The organism is Embleya sp. NPDC005971 (assembly GCF_040629175.1).
Classification (GTDB): domain Bacteria; phylum Actinomycetota; class Actinomycetes; order Streptomycetales; family Streptomycetaceae; genus Embleya.
This window is the reverse complement of sequence record NZ_JBEXUX010000004.1, coordinates 223625-239376: the sequence shown is the minus strand read 5'-3', so window position 1 is coordinate 239376 and position 15752 is coordinate 223625. Positions and strand designations below refer to the sequence as shown.

Below are 15752 nucleotides of genomic sequence, written 5' to 3'. Positions count from 1 at the left end.
CGAAATGGCCGGCACCGCCGCAAAGGATCGACGCTCGGACCGTATCCGAAGATTTGGTTGCCCATTATGCCGGGAATCGAGCGGCGGCGGACGGCAGGAATCCCACGGACTCGAAGTAGTCGAGATGGGCGTTGATCGATCCGCCGTCCATCGGCGGGCATGCGACGTCGGCACCGCCCGCCCCGCCCGGGCTGCCCCCGACGTTGCCGACGGGCGGCTGCGCGGTTCCGTCCAGGAGGGCCCGGTAGGACGCCAGCAACAGGCTCGCCCTGGTCAGGGCACCGTCGTACCCGTGCCGCGCGTCCCACAGGCGGGTGAGCCACACCTCGGGCGGCACCAACCCGACCGGAAAACGCTCCGCCACGTACCCGAGCAATTCGCGCAGCGCCATCCCGGAGGGGTCGAGCAGGTGTCGCACCGGCCCGGCGGGCGCATCCGCGGCCTGCCCGCGCACGATGGCGCGGGCCACGTGGTCCACCGGCATGAAGGACACCCGGGAGCCGGTGACCTCCGGGGCTGCTCCCAGCAGCACGACCGCGCGCACGAAGTTCCAGATGGCGTCGTCGAGTTGGCACGCGCCGGTGACCGAGTGGCCGCCGATGCGCCCGGGGCGGTACACGGCGACCGGCACGCCCCGCGCGCCGGCCTGGTGCACCAGGCGCTCCGCGACCCACTTGCTCAGCACGTAGCCGGCCCCCGCCGTCCCGGGCCGAGGGGGTTCTCCGGCGGGATCGGCGGGATCGGTGGGCAGCGCGGCGGTGGAGACGAAGTGCACCGGCTTGACGTGGTCCGCGCAGGCCAGCCGCAGTACCTCCGCCGTGCCGAGCACATTGGCATCGCGGAGCGACTCGTAGCGGGCCACATGACCGACCCGGGCCCCGCTGTGCTGGACGACGTCGACCCGCTCGGCGAGTCTGGACCACTGTCGCGCGGTCAGGCCGAGTCGGGGTCGGGTCAGGTCGCCCGCGATCGGAACGATCCGGGCGGCCGTGTCGGTGTCCCACAGGAGGTAGCGCCGCATCGTCTGTTGGAGGCGATGTCGCGCGTGCTGCGGCGTGTCGGCGCGGACCAGGCACCACACGTCCGCGCCGGTGCGGTCCAGGAGTTCGCGCAGGAGGAAGGCGCCGAGGAAGCCGGTCGCGCCGGTGAGCAGCACGCGGCGATCGGACCCGGCCGGCCCGAGCGCGGACACGGGGGACGCCGTCGGGGCGATGTCCGGGTCGAGCAACGCGTCCGCACCCGGATCCGCGCCGCGCCGCACCGGGCCGGTTCGGGCCGCGCCGGGGCCGTCTTCGCGGATCATCCGACACCTCCCGAGCACCGGCGGCGCGTCGACGCATCCGAGGGTGGCGGATCGGGCCGGCGGTCGGTCCGGTCGTCGTGGCCGAGGGGTGTCGCGGCCGTCGACCGCACCGCCACCTCCCCGATCCCGACGAACGGCGTCGCCCGATCCCTGCGCCCGAGTCGCAGCAGCGTGTCCCCGGGCCCCGCGTCGATCAGCCCGGGGACCCCCAGGTCGCGGACCGCGTGCATCGCCTCGTGCCAGCGGACCGGGAGTACCAGCCCCTGGGCCAGTCGTTCGCGGACCTCGTCGGGGTCGGTGTGCGCTCGCGCGTCGATCGCCGAGACGAACCGTGCGCCGCCCGGGCGGAACCGCACCGCCTCCAGGCGGCGGCGCCAGCGCGGGACCGCGTCCATCATGAGCGGACTGTGAAAGCCTCCGGCGATGGGCAACGGCTCGGCGCGCAGGCACAGTTCGGCGGCCAATCGCACCGTCTCCCGGACGGCGACCGGATCGCCCGACAGGACGACCTGGCGTGCGCTGTTGAGGCCGGCGATTTCCAGGATGCCACCGTTCTCGGCCAGCACGCGGCGGCGGAGCCACTCGATGTCGGCCGGTCCGGCGCCCACCACCGCGACCATCGCACCGGGCCGGCGAAGGTGCTGCGCCCGGCACAGCGCGCCGCGCGCCACCGCCAGGTCGAACGCGTCGTGCACGTCCACGAATCCGGCACACGCGGCGGCGGTGAGTTCGCCCAGGCTGTGTCCCACCGCCGCGGGCGGCCGGACGCCCGGCCCGAAGGCCGCCTCGACGGCGGCGATGCCCACGGCGCAGGTGGCCGGTTGGTTGACGGCGGTGTCGGTCAGGTCCAGGGCGTCCGGGTCGGCCGCGTCGAAGGTGTCCAGCAGCCGGGCCACGAGCGCGTGCCGATGGTGCGCGCGCAGGGCCGCGGTGAGCACCGCCGCCTTGGTGCCCTGGCCGGGGAAGGCGATACCGAATCCGGTGGTCATCCGCGTACCCCACCCTCCTGTAGTACGTCGGTCGGGTCCGGGACGTCCGTCGGGTCCGGGACCGATGCCTCCGTCGGCTCCGCGGCGGGACCCGCCGCCCGGTCCAGGAACCGCTGGGTCGACACCGGATCGTCCGCGATCGTGGCCAGGAGGCGCTGCCCGCGGTCGGGGCGCAGCCGCGCGAGCGTGAGGGCGTCGGTGTAGCGGTCGGCGAGCAGCCGGTCCCGGTGTCCGGCGAAGCGCCGCAATGCCGCCCGCAGCAGCGGTTCGTCGTGCAGGTCGGCGCCCACACAGGCGGTGAGCAGGGCGGCCTGGCGAAAGGCCGCGGTGATGCCGTCCGCGGTGATCGAGTCCTTGTGGTGCCCGGCGTCGCCGACCAGTGCCCACCCCGGGCCGAACGCGCGGCGGAAGTAGTTGAGTTGCGCGCCGCAGCCGAACAACCGCTCCACCCGGGTGCCGGCGCGGGCCCGCTCGTACGGTTCGGGCGCCGCCGCGGCGAGGCCGTCGAGGTAGCCGGCCTCGGGGCGGGCCCGCAGCGACGCGTACGCGGCCTGCGGCCGATAGACCCCGATCAGCGTGCGCCCGTCGTTGGTCGGGACACAGCCCACCCAGTGTCCGCGCACGGCGTACGCCTCGAATCCGTTCGCGGGCACCCCTTCCCAATAGCCGTAGTAGACACAACTGAGCACGGGGTCCTCCCGGGTCACCGGGGCCCGTACCGATTCCGCCACGACGGACCGCATGCCGTCCGCGCCGACGACGAGCGTGGCGGCGTCGGTACCGGTGCTCGTCCCGGCACGCCAGCGCACGCCGACGGCTCGGTCGCCGTCGAAGACCACGTCCGTCACCCGGCAGCGCTCGCGGAGTTCCACTCCGGCGGCGGTCGCCGCCTCGGCGAGGATGTGGTCGAGCAGATGTCGCCGCGGCGCGTAGGCCGCAGCGATTCCCCGGATCGGCGTCGGCGCTCCCGCCAGGGTCACCTCCCCCAGGCGGTGCGTCACGGCCGTGATCGGCGGACAGCCGGTGGCCGTGACGCGGTCGAGCAGGCCCCACGCGTCGAGCAGCGCGACTCCGGGCTGATGGATGTAGAGGGTGGAGAGCGTGTCCCGGGGGAACCGGGCCCGTTCCACCAGCAGGACCCGGTATCCGGCGCGGGCGAACAGCATGGCCGTCGGCGCGCCCGCGCAGCGGGCACCGACCACGATCACGTCGTACATGGCGAACTCCTGGCTCCCGGGCGGCACTCGAAGAAGGTCGGGCGGGCGCTCACAGGATCAGCCCGCCGTCCACGCCGATCACCTGTCCGTTGATGTAGCGGGCCCGGTCGGAGGCGAGGAAGGAGACCAGGTCGGCGACCTCCTCGGGGCTGCCCGGTCGGCGCAGCGGGATCCGGTCGATGATGGCCGCCCGTGCCGCGGCCGGTAGTTCCGCCGTCATGTCGGTGCCGATCAGGCCGGGGGCGACCACGTTGGAGCGCACCCCGAAGCGGCCGAGTTCCCGGGACAGCGACGTGGTGAAGCCGACGATGCCCGCCTTGGACGCGGCGTAGTTGCTCTGTCCGGCGCTGCCGTGCGCGGCGGCGACCGAGGACACGGTGATGATGCAGCCGCCGCCGTGCCGCATCAGCGCGAGGGCGGCGGCACGGCACACGTGGTAGGTCCCGTCGAGATTGTTGCGGATCACCTCGTCCCAATCGTGGTCGGACATCCGCACCAGTGGCCGGTCCCGAACGACGCCGGCACACGTGACCAGGGTCGACGGCGGTCCCAGTCGCGCCTCGGCGACGGCGACGAAGGCGCGGGCCTCGGGTGCGGCCGAGACGTCGGCCCGATGGGCCAGCACGGTCGCGCCGGCCGCGCCCGCCTCGGCCACCACCTTCGCGGCGGCGTCCGACCGGGAGCGGTAGCAGAAGGCGACGTCGAATCCGTCCGCGGCCAGCCGGTTCACCACGGCTCGTCCGATGCCGCGCGATCCTCCGGTCACCAGCGCGACCGGCCGCCGGGTGTCCGCCATGCTCAGGCCGCCCCGAGTCGGGCCGACAGGAATTCGTGTACGGCGTTCACCGAGGTGAGTTCGGCGAATTCGGACTCGGCGAGCCGGACGCCGTAGCGCTTCTCCAACTGCACCATCAGCTCCATCGTGGTGAGCGAGTCGATGCCGAGGTCGACGGCGAACTCGCTGTCGTAGGCGACCATCTCGTCGGCGAGTTCGAGTTCCTCGACGAAGAAGTCGCGCAGTTCCTCGCGGGTGGGGGTGGGCCTGGTCATGATCGGTGTCCCTTCGTGGTGGCCGGTGTCGTCCGGTCGTCGACCGGCGGCGTGCGGTGCCCGGGGCCGGCGGCGGCCGGGGTGAGGTCGGTGATCGAGAGGTGGCCGTGGGCGGAGGCGGCGACGACCGCGACGCGATCGGTGAGGCCGCCGGGGGTGGCGAGCCGACCGGCGACACGGCGCACCGGCGTCAGGCAACCGCCGCCGATCGCCGCCGGGACGGCCGTGATCTCGCTGTCGGGGGCGCATGCGGGCAACCAGGCGGCGACGGCCGCGCCGAGCGCGGAGTCGTCGAGCACGGCATCGATCCGGCGCGGCGGGCCGTCGTCGGCGAGTCGGCTCCACAACCCCGCGAGGACGGCCCGCGCGCGGTCGGGATCGGCGCCCGCGCCGGCGCCGGGAACAAACGCGCTGTACGTCGAGCAACAGCCGTACCCCGCGGCACCGCCCGCGGGCACCTCCTCGGGCTCGCACACCAGGACCGCGGCGCCGATGTCGACCGGTGCCGCTGCGAACCGGGCCCCGGACCGCTGTGTGGCCGAGGGCGGTTCCTCCACCGCGCCGGCCAGGACGACCGAGGCGCGCCCCGCCGCGAGCGCGCGTGCGGCGCTCTGGAGGGCGTCCAGCCCCGCCACGGCCGGTGAGTTGGTGGTGAGGTCGAAGCCGCGCAGCAGGTGTTCGGGTGCCAATCGGGCCGCGAACATGCTCGTCGCCATGTACGGGACGCGGCCGGGCGGCAGTTCCGCGGCGCCGAGATCGATGATCGTCCGGTCGAACTCCTCGATCAGGGCCGCCCCGGCGTTGTTGGTTCCCACGATCGCGGCTCGGCGGTGTGCGGGCACCTCGGCGAACCGAGGGCCGCTGTCGATCACGGCCGCCCTGGCCGCGGCGAGCAGGTGGAGGCAGCCGGCGGGCAACCGACGATAGCCGCGTCCGGGCAGGGCCGCGGCGACCTCGAACCAGCCGGGCTGGGGCGCGGATCGCGGTCCGAGCGCCCGATCGGGTCGGTCCACGCCGGGAGCGATCACTCCCAGGCCGGTGACGCGCATCCGCGCCGGGGCGGTCATGCCGGCCACCCCCGCCCGGCGAGCACGAAGGACGAATTGTTGCCGCCGAAGGCACAGGTGTTCACCAGCACCGCCGGGCGTGCCGGCCGCAGCGCGGCCTCCCGGGGCAGCCACACCTCGCAATCCGGGTCCTGCTCCACCGGTGCGTTCGCGGGGATCCGCGCTCGGGACAGGATCAACGCCGAGGTCAGGCAGGCGAAGATCCCGGCCGCCGCGGAGGTGTGCCCGATCATCGCCTTGAGCGCGAACAGCGGCAGCCGGTCCGTCACTTGGCCGAACACCCGGCGCAGCGCACGGCTCTCCACCGCGTCGTTGAGCGGGGTCCCGGTCGCGTGCGGCAGGACGCAGCCCACCCGGTCCGGAGCCAAGTCCGCGTCGGCGAGGGCCTCGCGCATCGCGCGCACGAGCTGGGTCGCGTCCGGATCGGGCGCGGTGGGGTGTCGGGCGTCGCAACTCCAGGCCACCCCGGCGAGTTCGGCGTACGCACGGACACCGCGAAGTCGGGCGTGCGCCGCCGATTCCAGTACCACCATCGCCGCGCCGTCACCGAACACGGTGCCGGCCCGGTCCCGGGCGAACGGGCGGCAACTGTGCGGGTCGGCCGCGCCGAGCCGGTCGAAGCCGCCCATGCCGACCCGGGTCACCCCGTCCGCGGCGCCGACCAGGACCACGGACGCCTCGCCCGAGCGGATCAGGTCCGAGGCGATGCCGAGCGCGTATCCGCCCGCCGAACAGGCGTTGCCCACACTGATGTTGCCGCGCCGCGAGCCGATGGCCGATCCCACGGCCGCAGCGGCGACCGCGAGCGGTGTCCACTGCGGATGGCCGGCCCCGTCGGCGCCGCGTCGTTCCTCCTGCACACTCGCGTTGCCCATTTCGCAGCCCAGCACCACCGGCACGTCGGCGCGGTCGCGGTGCTCGATCCCGGCGTCGTCGAGCGCTTCGAGGGCAGCCGCCACCGCCATTCGCGGCACCGCGCCGAGCGGGACGCCCGCATGCCGGCGCGGGTGCTCGGGGACGGCGGCCTCGGGCACCCGATACATCCGCCTGGCCCGCATGTTCAGGTGCGGCAAGTCGACCTCGCGCGGCGCGGCGCCACCGGCGAGCAGCGCGTTCCAGTACCCGCCGAGCCCGGCCCCCAGGCAGGAGACGGCGCCCAGGCCGGTCATCACGGCCCGGTGTTCGTCGGACCCGGGGGTCATGCCGACCACCTCCCGCCGGGCCCGGAGCCGGGGCGGCCGAGCAGCACGGCCGCCACACCACCGGGATCACCCTCGCCGTCGGCCGCGCCGGTGTGGTCGTCGCCGGCGACGGCCAGCACGAAGTCGTCCTGCGACCGGTCGAACCGGGCCGCCCCGGCCGCGCATTGCAGCACGCCCAGCGCGCCGGAACACCGGCCCAGTCGGGCGGTCAGATCGAGCGTCGACGCGGGGTGGCCGGGCGCCACCCACAGCCCGAGCGGGCCGTCGTAGGCCTTCGTCGCCTGCCCGACCGCTTCGGCCCGGCCGGCCGCTCGGCCGTATCCGGCGATCACGGCCCGCGCTCGCACGCCGCGGGCGTCTTCGGGCCGCTCGACGACCAGGCAGGCCGCGCCGTCCAACCACCGCCCGCCGCCGTGCTCGCGGTGCAACCGGGCCACCGGCGCGGTGTCCGGTTCGACGCCGACCACGACGGCGGCCTCGGCACGGCCGGCGGCGAGCAGCGCCGCGGCCCAGAACACGGCGTCCAGGCCGCCGGTCGTGCCGCTGCACAGGGTGATGTTGGGTCCGCGCAGGCCGTGCGCCATCGCCACCCAGCCGGCGGTGACGTTGCTCGACATGTGCGGGACCCGGATCGGGCTCAGGCCGGTGACGGTCTCCGCGGCGATGGTGTCGGTGAAGTCGCAGACGGTGTCGAGGTTGCCGAAGTTGCTGCTGACGATGACGGCGGTGGTCGCGGGGTCGCGCAGCGCCGCGCCGGCCAGGGCCCGGCGCACGGCGTGCAGGGCCAGGCGGGAGGCCCGGTCCTTGTGCCGCATCCCGGCATCGGCGCGAGCGGCGTCGCCGTCGCGGTCGGCTCCGGCCGGGGACCCGACCCCGGCCTCGGCCGGTTCCAGCAGGTCGTATTCGTCGTGCAGGCCGGAGACCGCGAGCCCACAGCCGGTGATCACGGGTGACATCTCGTGCGGCGTTCCGGTGGGCATCACGGCGCCTTCCCCACCACGGCGACGGCGTTGATGCCGCCCAGGCCGATCGCGTGGATCTGCGCGGTGGCGAAGCTGCCGACGGCCGGTTCGCCCACGACCAGGCGCAGGTTGCCGGCCTCGGGAATCGGGTCGTACAGGTCGGCGATCGGCGGGAGTTCCCCCGACCGCAGCGCCAGGACGGCGACGACCAGGCTCATCAAGCCGGAGCCACCGCAGGTGTGTCCCAGCCCGGATTTGATCGAGGTGATCCGCGGGCCGGATCCGGATCGCCCGAACACCTCGCCCAGGACCCGGGATTCGACCACGTCGTTGTGTCGGGTACCGCTGCCGTGCACGACGACCAGGTCGATGTCCTCGGGCCGGACCCCGGCGCGCCGGTGCGCCTCGCGCACGGCCGCCGTCACGCCCGCCGGGTCGGGCACCGTCGGATGCGCGGCGTCGCAGTTCATCGCGACGCCGCGCAGCCGGGCGAGCGCCGGGCGGTGGTGAGTGTCGGCGCGGCGCAGCACGACGGCCACCGCGCCCTCGCCCATCACCATGCCCTTGCGGTCGCGATCGAACGGGCGGATCGAGTGCGGCGCCGGGTGCTGCACGCGGTCGAGTCCACCGAAGGCGCTTTCGGTGATCGAGTCGGTACCGGCCACCACGACGGTCTCGGCCAGGCCGAGCGTGATCAGGTCGGTGGCCATGCCGAGGGCGTACAGGGACGCGGCACACGCGCCGGCCACGGTCTCGGTTCGGGTGGTGCCGAACGCCTCGCGCATGGCCCGGGCGAAGTGCAGGTCGGCGGGTTCGAGTTCGGTGCCGTCGCGCCACCACAGTTCCGCCGAGCGCAGTTCGCGCAGGGTGGTTCCGACGATCACCGGGACGTCCGCGATCCCGCCGACCGGCACACCCCGCAACGGTTCGCCGCCGCCCGCGCGTTCGGTGTCGCCCCCGCGTTCGACGCCGCCCGCTCCCCCCTCGGTCAGTCCCGCGTCCGCGAGCGCCGCGCCGACCGCGGCGCGCAGCCAACGGGTGGCTCGGCCGGGCTCGTCGCGGCCCGGAACCGCGCGATCGTCGATCTCGTACGCGTTCTGCACCCGGAACGCGGCACGGTCGAAGGCCCGCAGCGGAGCGACTCCGCTCTCGCCGCGACACAGTGCCCGGTGGATCGCCTCCGGTTCGTTCCCGAGGCAGGCGACCGCACCCATGCCGACGATGTCCCAGGTCATCGGGCCTCCTCGGGGGCGCCCAGCCGGAAGCGGGCGAGTTTGCCGGTGGAGGTGGTCGGGAGCGCGTCGATGAGTTCGATCCTTGAGGGGCGCCGGTGCGGCGGCAATCGGTCGCGGATGGCCTGCAAGGCGCTCCGGCGGACCTGCGCCGGCACGGCGCCCGGTACCAAAACGGCGTAGGCGACGGCCTGTTGCAGGCCGGCCGGGTCCCGGTCGGCGACGACGGCGCAGTCGGCGATGCCCTCGGTCGCCTTCAGCAGTGCCTCGATTTCCGCCGGCGCGACCTTGTGGCCACCGATGTTGAGCAGGTCGTCGGTACGGCAGACGTGCCGGAAGTCCCCTTCGGGGGTGCGGTACACGACGTCCCCCGGGTAGACGCCGCCGTCGGCGAACGTGCGCGCCTGGGCCTCGGGCCGGTCGAGGTAGCCGATCGCGGCGGACGCGGACGCGATGTGCAGCCGGCCGTGGGTCCCGGTCGGCACCGACCGTCCGTCGTCGTCCCGCACGGTCGCCGTCACGCCCGGTACCGGGTGACCGGTGGATCCGTGCGGTGGGGCGTCCGGCGCGGTGGCCAGCACGATGTGCAGGACCTCGGTCGCTCCGAGGCCGTTGACCAGCGGGAATCCGAAGGTCTCGGTCGCCCGGCGGGCCAGGTCGGCGGGCAGGTGCTCGCCCGCGGCGACCGCGACGCGAACGGAGGAGGTGTCCGGTCTCGCTCCTCGGTCGGCGACCGCGGCCAACAGGGATTCGTACACCCTCGGCACGGCGCACAACACGGTCGGCCGGTACCGGTCGATCGCGGCGGTCACGGTGAACGCGTCGACCGGGCCGGTGAGCAGCGCCGAGCGGGCGCCCGCCGCGAGGGGGAACAGCAGCGAGTTGCCGAAGCCGTAGCCGAAGGAGAGTTTGGCGGTGGACAGGACGGTGTCCGACTCGGTCAGCGCGAGCACGCCGCCGAAGCCGGTCGATACGGCGCGCAGGCCGCCCGTCGAGTGCCGGACGCCGCGCGGCCGGCCGGTGCTGCCCGAGGTGTACTGCACCAATACCTCGGCTTCCTCGGCGAACCTCGCCGGTGCGTCCGGATCGACGAACCCCCTTTCCTGGTCCAGGTGTTCGTGCCGGAAGCCGAGCGGGCCCAGGGCCGCGGCCAGTTCGTCGCGGCGCTCGCGCGGCAGGTCGAGGTCGGCGTATTCGGCGGCGCAGTCCCGGGCGATGAAGGCGAGTTCGGCGTCGCGGAGCATCGGGCTGAGCACGACCGGCACACACCCGTGCCACCACAGGCCCAGGACGGCGACGATCGCGTCCGCCGTGTCGTCGGTGACCACCAGCGCGCGGCAACCCCGGCGGATTCCGCCGGCCGCCAGTGCGCCGGCGTACTCGCGTGCCGCGTCGGTCAGTTCGGCATAGGTCAGGGAGCCGGTGCGGTCGGTGACGCTCGTCCGGGCGCCGCGGCCGGCCGCGAGGTGCCGCAACAGGAGCAGGTCGACGGGGTTCATCGGGAGTCTCCTCGTTCGGTCTTCGGGTCGTTGTCGACGCCGTGCCGCATCAACGCGGCGAGCACATCGGCCAGGCAGTCCAGCCCGGCCGCTTCCTCGGCCGGAAACCGCACCCTGAAGGCGCGTTCGATCCGGGCGACGAGTTCGGTCTTCTGGAGCGAGTCCATCTCCAGGTGCGCGTGGAAGGCCGCGTCGGGAGTGATGCGTTCGGCCTCCGTCTCCAGGACCGCGGCGACGATCGCGCGCACGTCCGCGGCGTCCGGGGTGGTTCGACGAGTCATGGCTTCCTCCTGCCGTGTCGGGCGGCCCGATTCGTCGACGGCCGCCACGAACTGCGTTGATACGGTGGCGAGATGGCCGGGCAAGTCGCGGTACTTCTCCCGCAGTTGCCGTTTGAGGACCTTGCCGGTCGCGCCGACGGGCAGGTCCGTGTCGGCGGTGGCGATCTCCAGGGCGGCCAGGGCGGGCTGGCCGGCCGCGGCGAGCGCGGTGTTGGCCCGATCGAGGAGGGCCGCCGGATCCGCGCCGTCCTCCCGCGGCCGGACCACCGCCACCGGCACCTCCGCACCGCGATCGCCCGCGCCCACCACCGCGCAGTCGGCCGCCTCGGGCAGGGCGAGCAGGATCACCTCCTCCATCAGGACGGAGTGACCGGGCGCTCCCGCGGTGTGGATGGTGTCGACGACGCGGTCGACGTGGAAGTAGTGGTTCGCCGCGGTCCGGCGCACCAGGTCCCCGGAGAGGAACCAACCGCCGAGGAAGCTGCGGTGGTAGGTGTCCGAGTCGTTCCAATAGCCGGTGGTCACCGATTCGCCGCGGACCCCGAGCAGGCCCACCTCCCCCACGTCGGCGTGGCTGCCGTCCTCGCGCAGCACCGCCACCTTCATCGCCGAGCCGGGTCGGCCGAGGTGGCGTGGGGACGACGGTGTGTCGGGTGTGGTGGAGCGACGCAGTGCCGCCCAGCCCAGCTCGGACGAGCCGAGGATGTCGTTGAAGACCGAGCCCGCCGCGGCCCGGCCCGCCACGGTGCGCCCGCCCATCCGCACCAGGGGACGCACGTGCGCCTCGTGGGCGGAGTCGCCGACGTTCACCCAGTCCGCCACCGACGCGAAGCACGCCGGGTCCGGGTCGGAGACGGCGAGTTCGGCCAGGGTGTGGTTGAACGCGAAGATCGTCGTCGGCCGGTGCGCGGCGGCGGCGCGGGCCAGGCCGGCGGCGCTGCGGTCGGCCGAGGAGACCACCGGCAGACCGGCCGCCAGCGCGAAGAAGGTGATCGCGATCGCGGCCCCGTGGCTCTGGGGAGCCGCGCACAGCAGCAGCGAATCCTCGGGTTCGGGTTGGGTGGCGAGCCGGAACCGGGTTCCCGCGACGCTCTGCCGGTGAGTCCAGGTGACCAGTTTGGGCCGGCCGGTGGTACCCGAGGAGTGGCACAGGAACACCGGGTCGTTGTCTGCGTGCCGGTATCGCGCCCGGTCGGGCAGTCGCGCGTTGCCCGGCCCGGCCCCGTCCGCGCGGGTGTGCGTCCAGCGCAGTCCGGGCAGTGCCCGGTGCCGCCCGCCCAGGAGTTCCAGGTGCGCGGGGTCGGTGTACAGACCGACCGGGTCGGCGCGCTCCAGCAGACCGAGCGCGGCCTCGGGCGGCAGCCGGCCGTTGAGCACGACCGCGATGGCCCCGATCCGGGCGAGGGCGGCCAGGTGCAGGTGGTCCTCGAAGGAGTCCTCGATGTAGAGGGCGACCCGGTCGCGCGGTCGCACGCCCCGGTCGAGGTAGTGGCACGACCACGCGTCGGCGAGGGCGTCGAGTGCGGCGATGCCGAACTCCCGCCGCAGGGTCCCGTCTTCGACCACGAGGGGCGGGTCCGACACGAGCAGGGGCGCGTCGGGGGCTCGGCTGTACTCCAGCGCGGTACGCCAGAGGTTGCCACCCCCGAGCCGGGCGTCCCGGGCCAGGGCGATACGTGCCGATCGTGGCAGCAGGGTATGTCGGGCGGACAGCATGGGATCCCCGATTCGCGGTGGGAGGACCGAAAGCGCTCCCGCCTGGCGCGTCGACGACGCCGCGGCTGTGCGGGAACGGGTCCAGTGCACCCATGCCGGGCGGCCCGGGGCAACCGGTTGCGCCCTCGGGCCGCGGGGTTGAGCAACATTCACCGCCTGTCGGGGCGGACGGCCGCCTGCCCGCGCAATCCCGCCGATGCCTCGGCTCGACGGCCGGGACGAACGCGAACCCCGAACTCCGCGGGCGCTCCCGCCGGTTCGGTCCACGATTCCCGGGCTCGGCCACGCGGCCGATCGGTGGTCGTGCCCGTATCGTGTCGCCCGCGAAGACCCCGCAGGACCGGTTTTCCCGAACAACGCGTCGCCGAGCCGGCCGAGCGCGTCCCGACCCGCCCCTCGCCGAACGCGCCGGCGCGGCCGCTCAGGACCACATGTCCATCGGGACGAAGTCGATGCTGCGGCCCTCGGTGTCCAGCAGGTGGCCCATGCGCTTGGGGTTGGCCAGGGTCAGCCGGCGGTCCTCGACGACCAGGTGCGGGAAACGTTCGGCCAGGTGTGCCTCCAGCCGTCGGGTGTCGGGCAGGGAGCGCACCCAGGCGGTGATCAGCAGGCCGTGCCGGGCGGCGATCGCGGCGCACATGCGGACTTCGTTGACGATCGAGGCGCCCACGTGGGCGAGTTCGGTGCTGGGCACGTCGGCGAGGTAGTGCACGAAGGTGGGGAATCCGGAGACGCTCTGCGCGATTTCGCAGCGTGGCACGACGGTGCCCTCGCGCAACATCCGGCCCAGCCGGCGGCGCACGGTCGACTCGCTCATGCCGGTGAGCTCGGCGAGTTCGCCGTAGCCGAGCCGACCGTCGGCGCCGAGCGCGATGAGCAGCGGCCGGTCCTCCGGCACGAGGATCGCCGGGCCGGCGGGGAGCGTTTCGCTGCTCGTGGGGCGCAGCAGGCCGCGCTGTCGGCGGTCGAGGGAGCACAGGTCCCAGCGGCTGCCCTCGGTGAACAACTGCGCGGCTACTACGGCGACGAACGTGCCGCCGCCGCGTGTGCACACCGGCGCTTCCTGGACGCGGGCATCACGGTGGGCGGGTCGTCCGATCTGTCCACCGGTAAGGCCGGCGTGGTCGCGGGAGGCTTCGCCCTGGTCATCGGCCTCGGCATAATCATCGGCGGGATGGCCTCGGACCGGATCAGCCGGGTGTCCGCCCAGCGGAAGTGGACGGTCGCCATCGTGTGCAGCTCCGGCTCGCTCGTCCTGCTGACGACGGCCTTCCTGCCGCCCGTCGGGCCGCCACAGGTGCTGGTGCCGGCGGCCGGGGCGCTGCTGTGCGCGGGCACCGCCGGTCCGGCGGCCGCGATGGTGGCCAACCTGGTCCCCGCGTCCACCGCGTTCGCCACCCTCACCCTCGCCGACAGCCTGCTCGGGCTGGCCCCCGGCCCCGCGGTCACCGGCCTGCTCGCCGACCACATCGGGCTGCGCGCCGCGCTGCGGCTCGTCCCGCTCGTGGCGATCGTGGCCACCGCGGCCTTCGCGGTCGGTCGCCGCCACTACGCACCGGACCTGCGCCGACTTCGGGAACGCGCCGAGGCGGCGGAACGCAAGGAATCGGAGTCGTCCCCATGAGTCGAACCCCCGAACCGACAGTCGTGATCGTGCCCGGCCTGCGCGACCATGTGCCGGAGCACTGGCAGACCCACCGGGCCGAGCAACTCGCCGACGCCGGACGGTGCGTGCACACGGTCCCGCCCTTGACCACGACCTGCTCGACAGGGCCGCGCGCGTCGCGGCCCTGGACGACGTACTGGCCCAAGTCCGCGGACCCGTCCTGTTGGCCGCGCACAGCGCCGGAGTGCTCACCACCGTGCACTGGGCGCGCCGATACCGGACCGGAGAGCGCTTCTTCGTCCAGGGCGCGCTGCCGGCCACGCCGCCCGACTTCGGGACACCGCTGCCGCCCGGCTACCCCACGCCCGACGCCTTGGAGCAGCACGGCTGGACTCCCGTGCCGCACACCCGGCTGCCCTTCCCCCGCATCGTCGCGGCGAGTTCCGACGACCCCCTGGCGTCGGCCGAGCGGGTCGCCGAGTCGGCCCGCGCGTGGGGCAGCCGGTTGGTGGAACTCGGCCCGGTCGGACACCTCAACCCCGCCGCCGGCTTCGGCCCCTGGCCCCGGGCGCAATCCCTGCTCCGCGCCGCCGCAGGCTGAACCCGCGCCACCGGGGCGGTCGACCGCGGCCGCCCCGGACCGCGACGAACCGACACGGGCCGGCCCGCCCCCGTCCGGTCCCGCGCCGGCGATCAACCCCGCACGTGCAGGCCGAAACCGCTGCGGCCCGGCGCTTCCAGGCCCTCTTTCAACCGCAGCGACGGGATCTCGTAGTCACCGAAGTTCTGCCGCCGGAACGCGATCGGCTCGGTCGCCTCCAGCGACAGCAGCCGTTCCTTCCACGCCTTCGCGGCGTCCTCGAAGTCGCCGCCCGCGATCCGGTCGGCGCCGTACAGCACGAACGGCGGCAGCACCTCCAGGCCCGGGTAGTACAGGATCCCGTGGTGGATCGGGAACAGCAGGTCCTCGATCGGGCCGTTGATCCCACGATCGCCGTAGTGGGACTCCGGGCCCCCGACGGTGACCGAGAGGATCGCCCGCCGCCCCTTCAGCGTCCCCTCACCGAAACGCTCGCCGTACCGGGTCTCGTCGTGCACCCCGACGCCGTAGGCGAAGCGGTACGAGAACACCCGGTCCACCCAGCCCTTGAGGATCGCCGGCATCGTGTACCACCACATCGGAAACTGGAAGATCACCGTGTCGGCCCACAGCAACTTCTCGTGCTCGGCCACCACGTCGGGCGTCAGCGCACCGGCCTGGTACGCCCGGCCCGAACTCGGCACCACCTGAAGCGGGTTCGTGGCGTGCTCGGCGAAGTCCGCCGCGTCCACCACGGCCTTCCAGTTCATCGCGTACAGGTCGCTCACCCGTACTTCGTGCCCGGCCGCTTCGAGGGTGGACACGGCGAGGTCCTTCAGTGAACCGTTCAACGAACGCGGCTCGGGGTGGGCGTGGACGATGAGCGCCTTCATGGCTGTTCCCTTCAACGAGGTGTGTCGCCTCAACGAGGTGTGTCGCCATGAATCCTGGGCCGCCACGCGTGCTTCGTTCAGGGGCGCCGCTTCCATCGGACCGGAGTTCCTGGTATTCGCAGGGCCACCTTCGTTCGCGCCGCCGGAGCCATACT

Annotated in this window: 15 protein-coding genes; 2 read left to right on the top strand and 13 right to left on the bottom strand. The window is 73.9% G+C overall.

Going from position 1 to position 15752, the window contains the following annotated elements:
- Positions 1-64: 64 nt before the first annotated feature.
- From ABZ374_RS06540 to ABZ374_RS06485, 12 genes are all read right to left on the bottom strand, one after another.
- A complete protein-coding gene (locus tag ABZ374_RS06540) occupies positions 65-1303 on the bottom strand; it encodes a thioester reductase domain-containing protein (protein ID WP_360307053.1) in 1239 nt (412 codons plus the stop codon).
- Positions 1300-2292 carry an ACP S-malonyltransferase gene (locus tag ABZ374_RS06535; RefSeq protein WP_360307050.1) on the bottom strand — a complete coding sequence of 331 codons (993 nt, stop codon included), beginning with the start codon at positions 2290-2292 and terminating at the stop codon, positions 1300-1302. The genes ABZ374_RS06540 and ABZ374_RS06535 overlap by 4 nt, the downstream gene beginning before the upstream one ends.
- Positions 2289-3509, bottom strand: a complete 1221-nt coding sequence (locus tag ABZ374_RS06530; RefSeq protein WP_360307047.1) for an NAD(P)/FAD-dependent oxidoreductase — start codon at positions 3507-3509, stop codon at positions 2289-2291. Before ABZ374_RS06530 ends, ABZ374_RS06535 begins: the two co-directional genes overlap by 4 nt.
- A gap of 49 nt (positions 3510-3558) precedes the next feature.
- Complete coding sequence (gene fabG / locus ABZ374_RS06525; RefSeq protein ID WP_360307044.1) at positions 3559-4305, bottom strand: 3-oxoacyl-ACP reductase FabG; 747 nt, start codon at positions 4303-4305, stop codon at positions 3559-3561.
- Between the two features lie 2 nt (positions 4306-4307).
- Positions 4308-4559 carry an acyl carrier protein gene (locus ABZ374_RS06520; protein WP_360307041.1) on the bottom strand — a complete coding sequence of 84 codons (252 nt, stop codon included), beginning with the start codon at positions 4557-4559 and terminating at the stop codon, positions 4308-4310.
- Positions 4556-5626, bottom strand: a complete 1071-nt coding sequence (locus tag ABZ374_RS06515) for a beta-ketoacyl synthase N-terminal-like domain-containing protein (RefSeq protein WP_360307038.1) — start codon at positions 5624-5626, stop codon at positions 4556-4558. Before ABZ374_RS06515 ends, ABZ374_RS06520 begins: the two co-directional genes overlap by 4 nt.
- Entirely contained in the window at positions 5623-6828 is a 1206-nt protein-coding gene (locus ABZ374_RS06510; RefSeq protein ID WP_360307035.1) for a beta-ketoacyl synthase N-terminal-like domain-containing protein, read from the bottom strand. The genes ABZ374_RS06515 and ABZ374_RS06510 overlap by 4 nt, the downstream gene beginning before the upstream one ends.
- On the bottom strand, positions 6825-7808 hold the full coding sequence (locus ABZ374_RS06505) for a beta-ketoacyl synthase N-terminal-like domain-containing protein (protein WP_360307032.1): 984 nt from the start codon (positions 7806-7808) through the stop codon (positions 6825-6827). Before ABZ374_RS06505 ends, ABZ374_RS06510 begins: the two co-directional genes overlap by 4 nt.
- Entirely contained in the window at positions 7808-9025 is a 1218-nt protein-coding gene (locus ABZ374_RS06500) for a beta-ketoacyl synthase N-terminal-like domain-containing protein (protein WP_360307029.1), read from the bottom strand. Before ABZ374_RS06500 ends, ABZ374_RS06505 begins: the two co-directional genes overlap by 1 nt.
- Complete coding sequence (locus tag ABZ374_RS06495; protein WP_360307026.1) at positions 9022-10521, bottom strand: AMP-binding protein; 1500 nt, start codon at positions 10519-10521, stop codon at positions 9022-9024. The genes ABZ374_RS06500 and ABZ374_RS06495 overlap by 4 nt, the downstream gene beginning before the upstream one ends.
- A complete protein-coding gene (locus ABZ374_RS06490) occupies positions 10518-12518 on the bottom strand; it encodes an AMP-binding protein (RefSeq protein ID WP_360307023.1) in 2001 nt (666 codons plus the stop codon). Before ABZ374_RS06490 ends, ABZ374_RS06495 begins: the two co-directional genes overlap by 4 nt.
- Positions 12519-12939: 421 nt before the next feature.
- Complete coding sequence (locus ABZ374_RS06485) at positions 12940-13572, bottom strand: Lrp/AsnC family transcriptional regulator (RefSeq protein ID WP_360307020.1); 633 nt, start codon at positions 13570-13572, stop codon at positions 12940-12942.
- A 27-nt stretch (positions 13573-13599) separates the two neighbouring features.
- On the opposite strand from ABZ374_RS06485, the gene ABZ374_RS06480 reads away from it, so the two are divergent.
- Both ABZ374_RS06480 and ABZ374_RS06475 read left to right on the top strand, forming a co-directional pair.
- Entirely contained in the window at positions 13600-14142 is a 543-nt protein-coding gene (locus ABZ374_RS06480) for an MFS transporter (RefSeq protein WP_360307017.1), read from the top strand.
- Positions 14143-14245: 103 nt separating this feature from the next.
- The gene (locus ABZ374_RS06475) at positions 14246-14725 is read left to right on the top strand and encodes an alpha/beta hydrolase (protein WP_360307014.1); all 480 of its coding nucleotides are present in this window, start codon (positions 14246-14248) and stop codon (positions 14723-14725) included.
- A 92-nt stretch (positions 14726-14817) separates the two neighbouring features.
- Here ABZ374_RS06475 and ABZ374_RS06470 read toward each other — a convergent pair whose 3' ends face one another.
- Positions 14818-15597: an NAD(P)H-dependent oxidoreductase gene (locus ABZ374_RS06470; RefSeq protein ID WP_360307011.1), complete on the bottom strand. Its 780-nt coding sequence runs from the start codon at positions 15595-15597 to the stop codon at positions 14818-14820.
- Between the last annotated feature and the right edge of the window lie 155 nt (positions 15598-15752).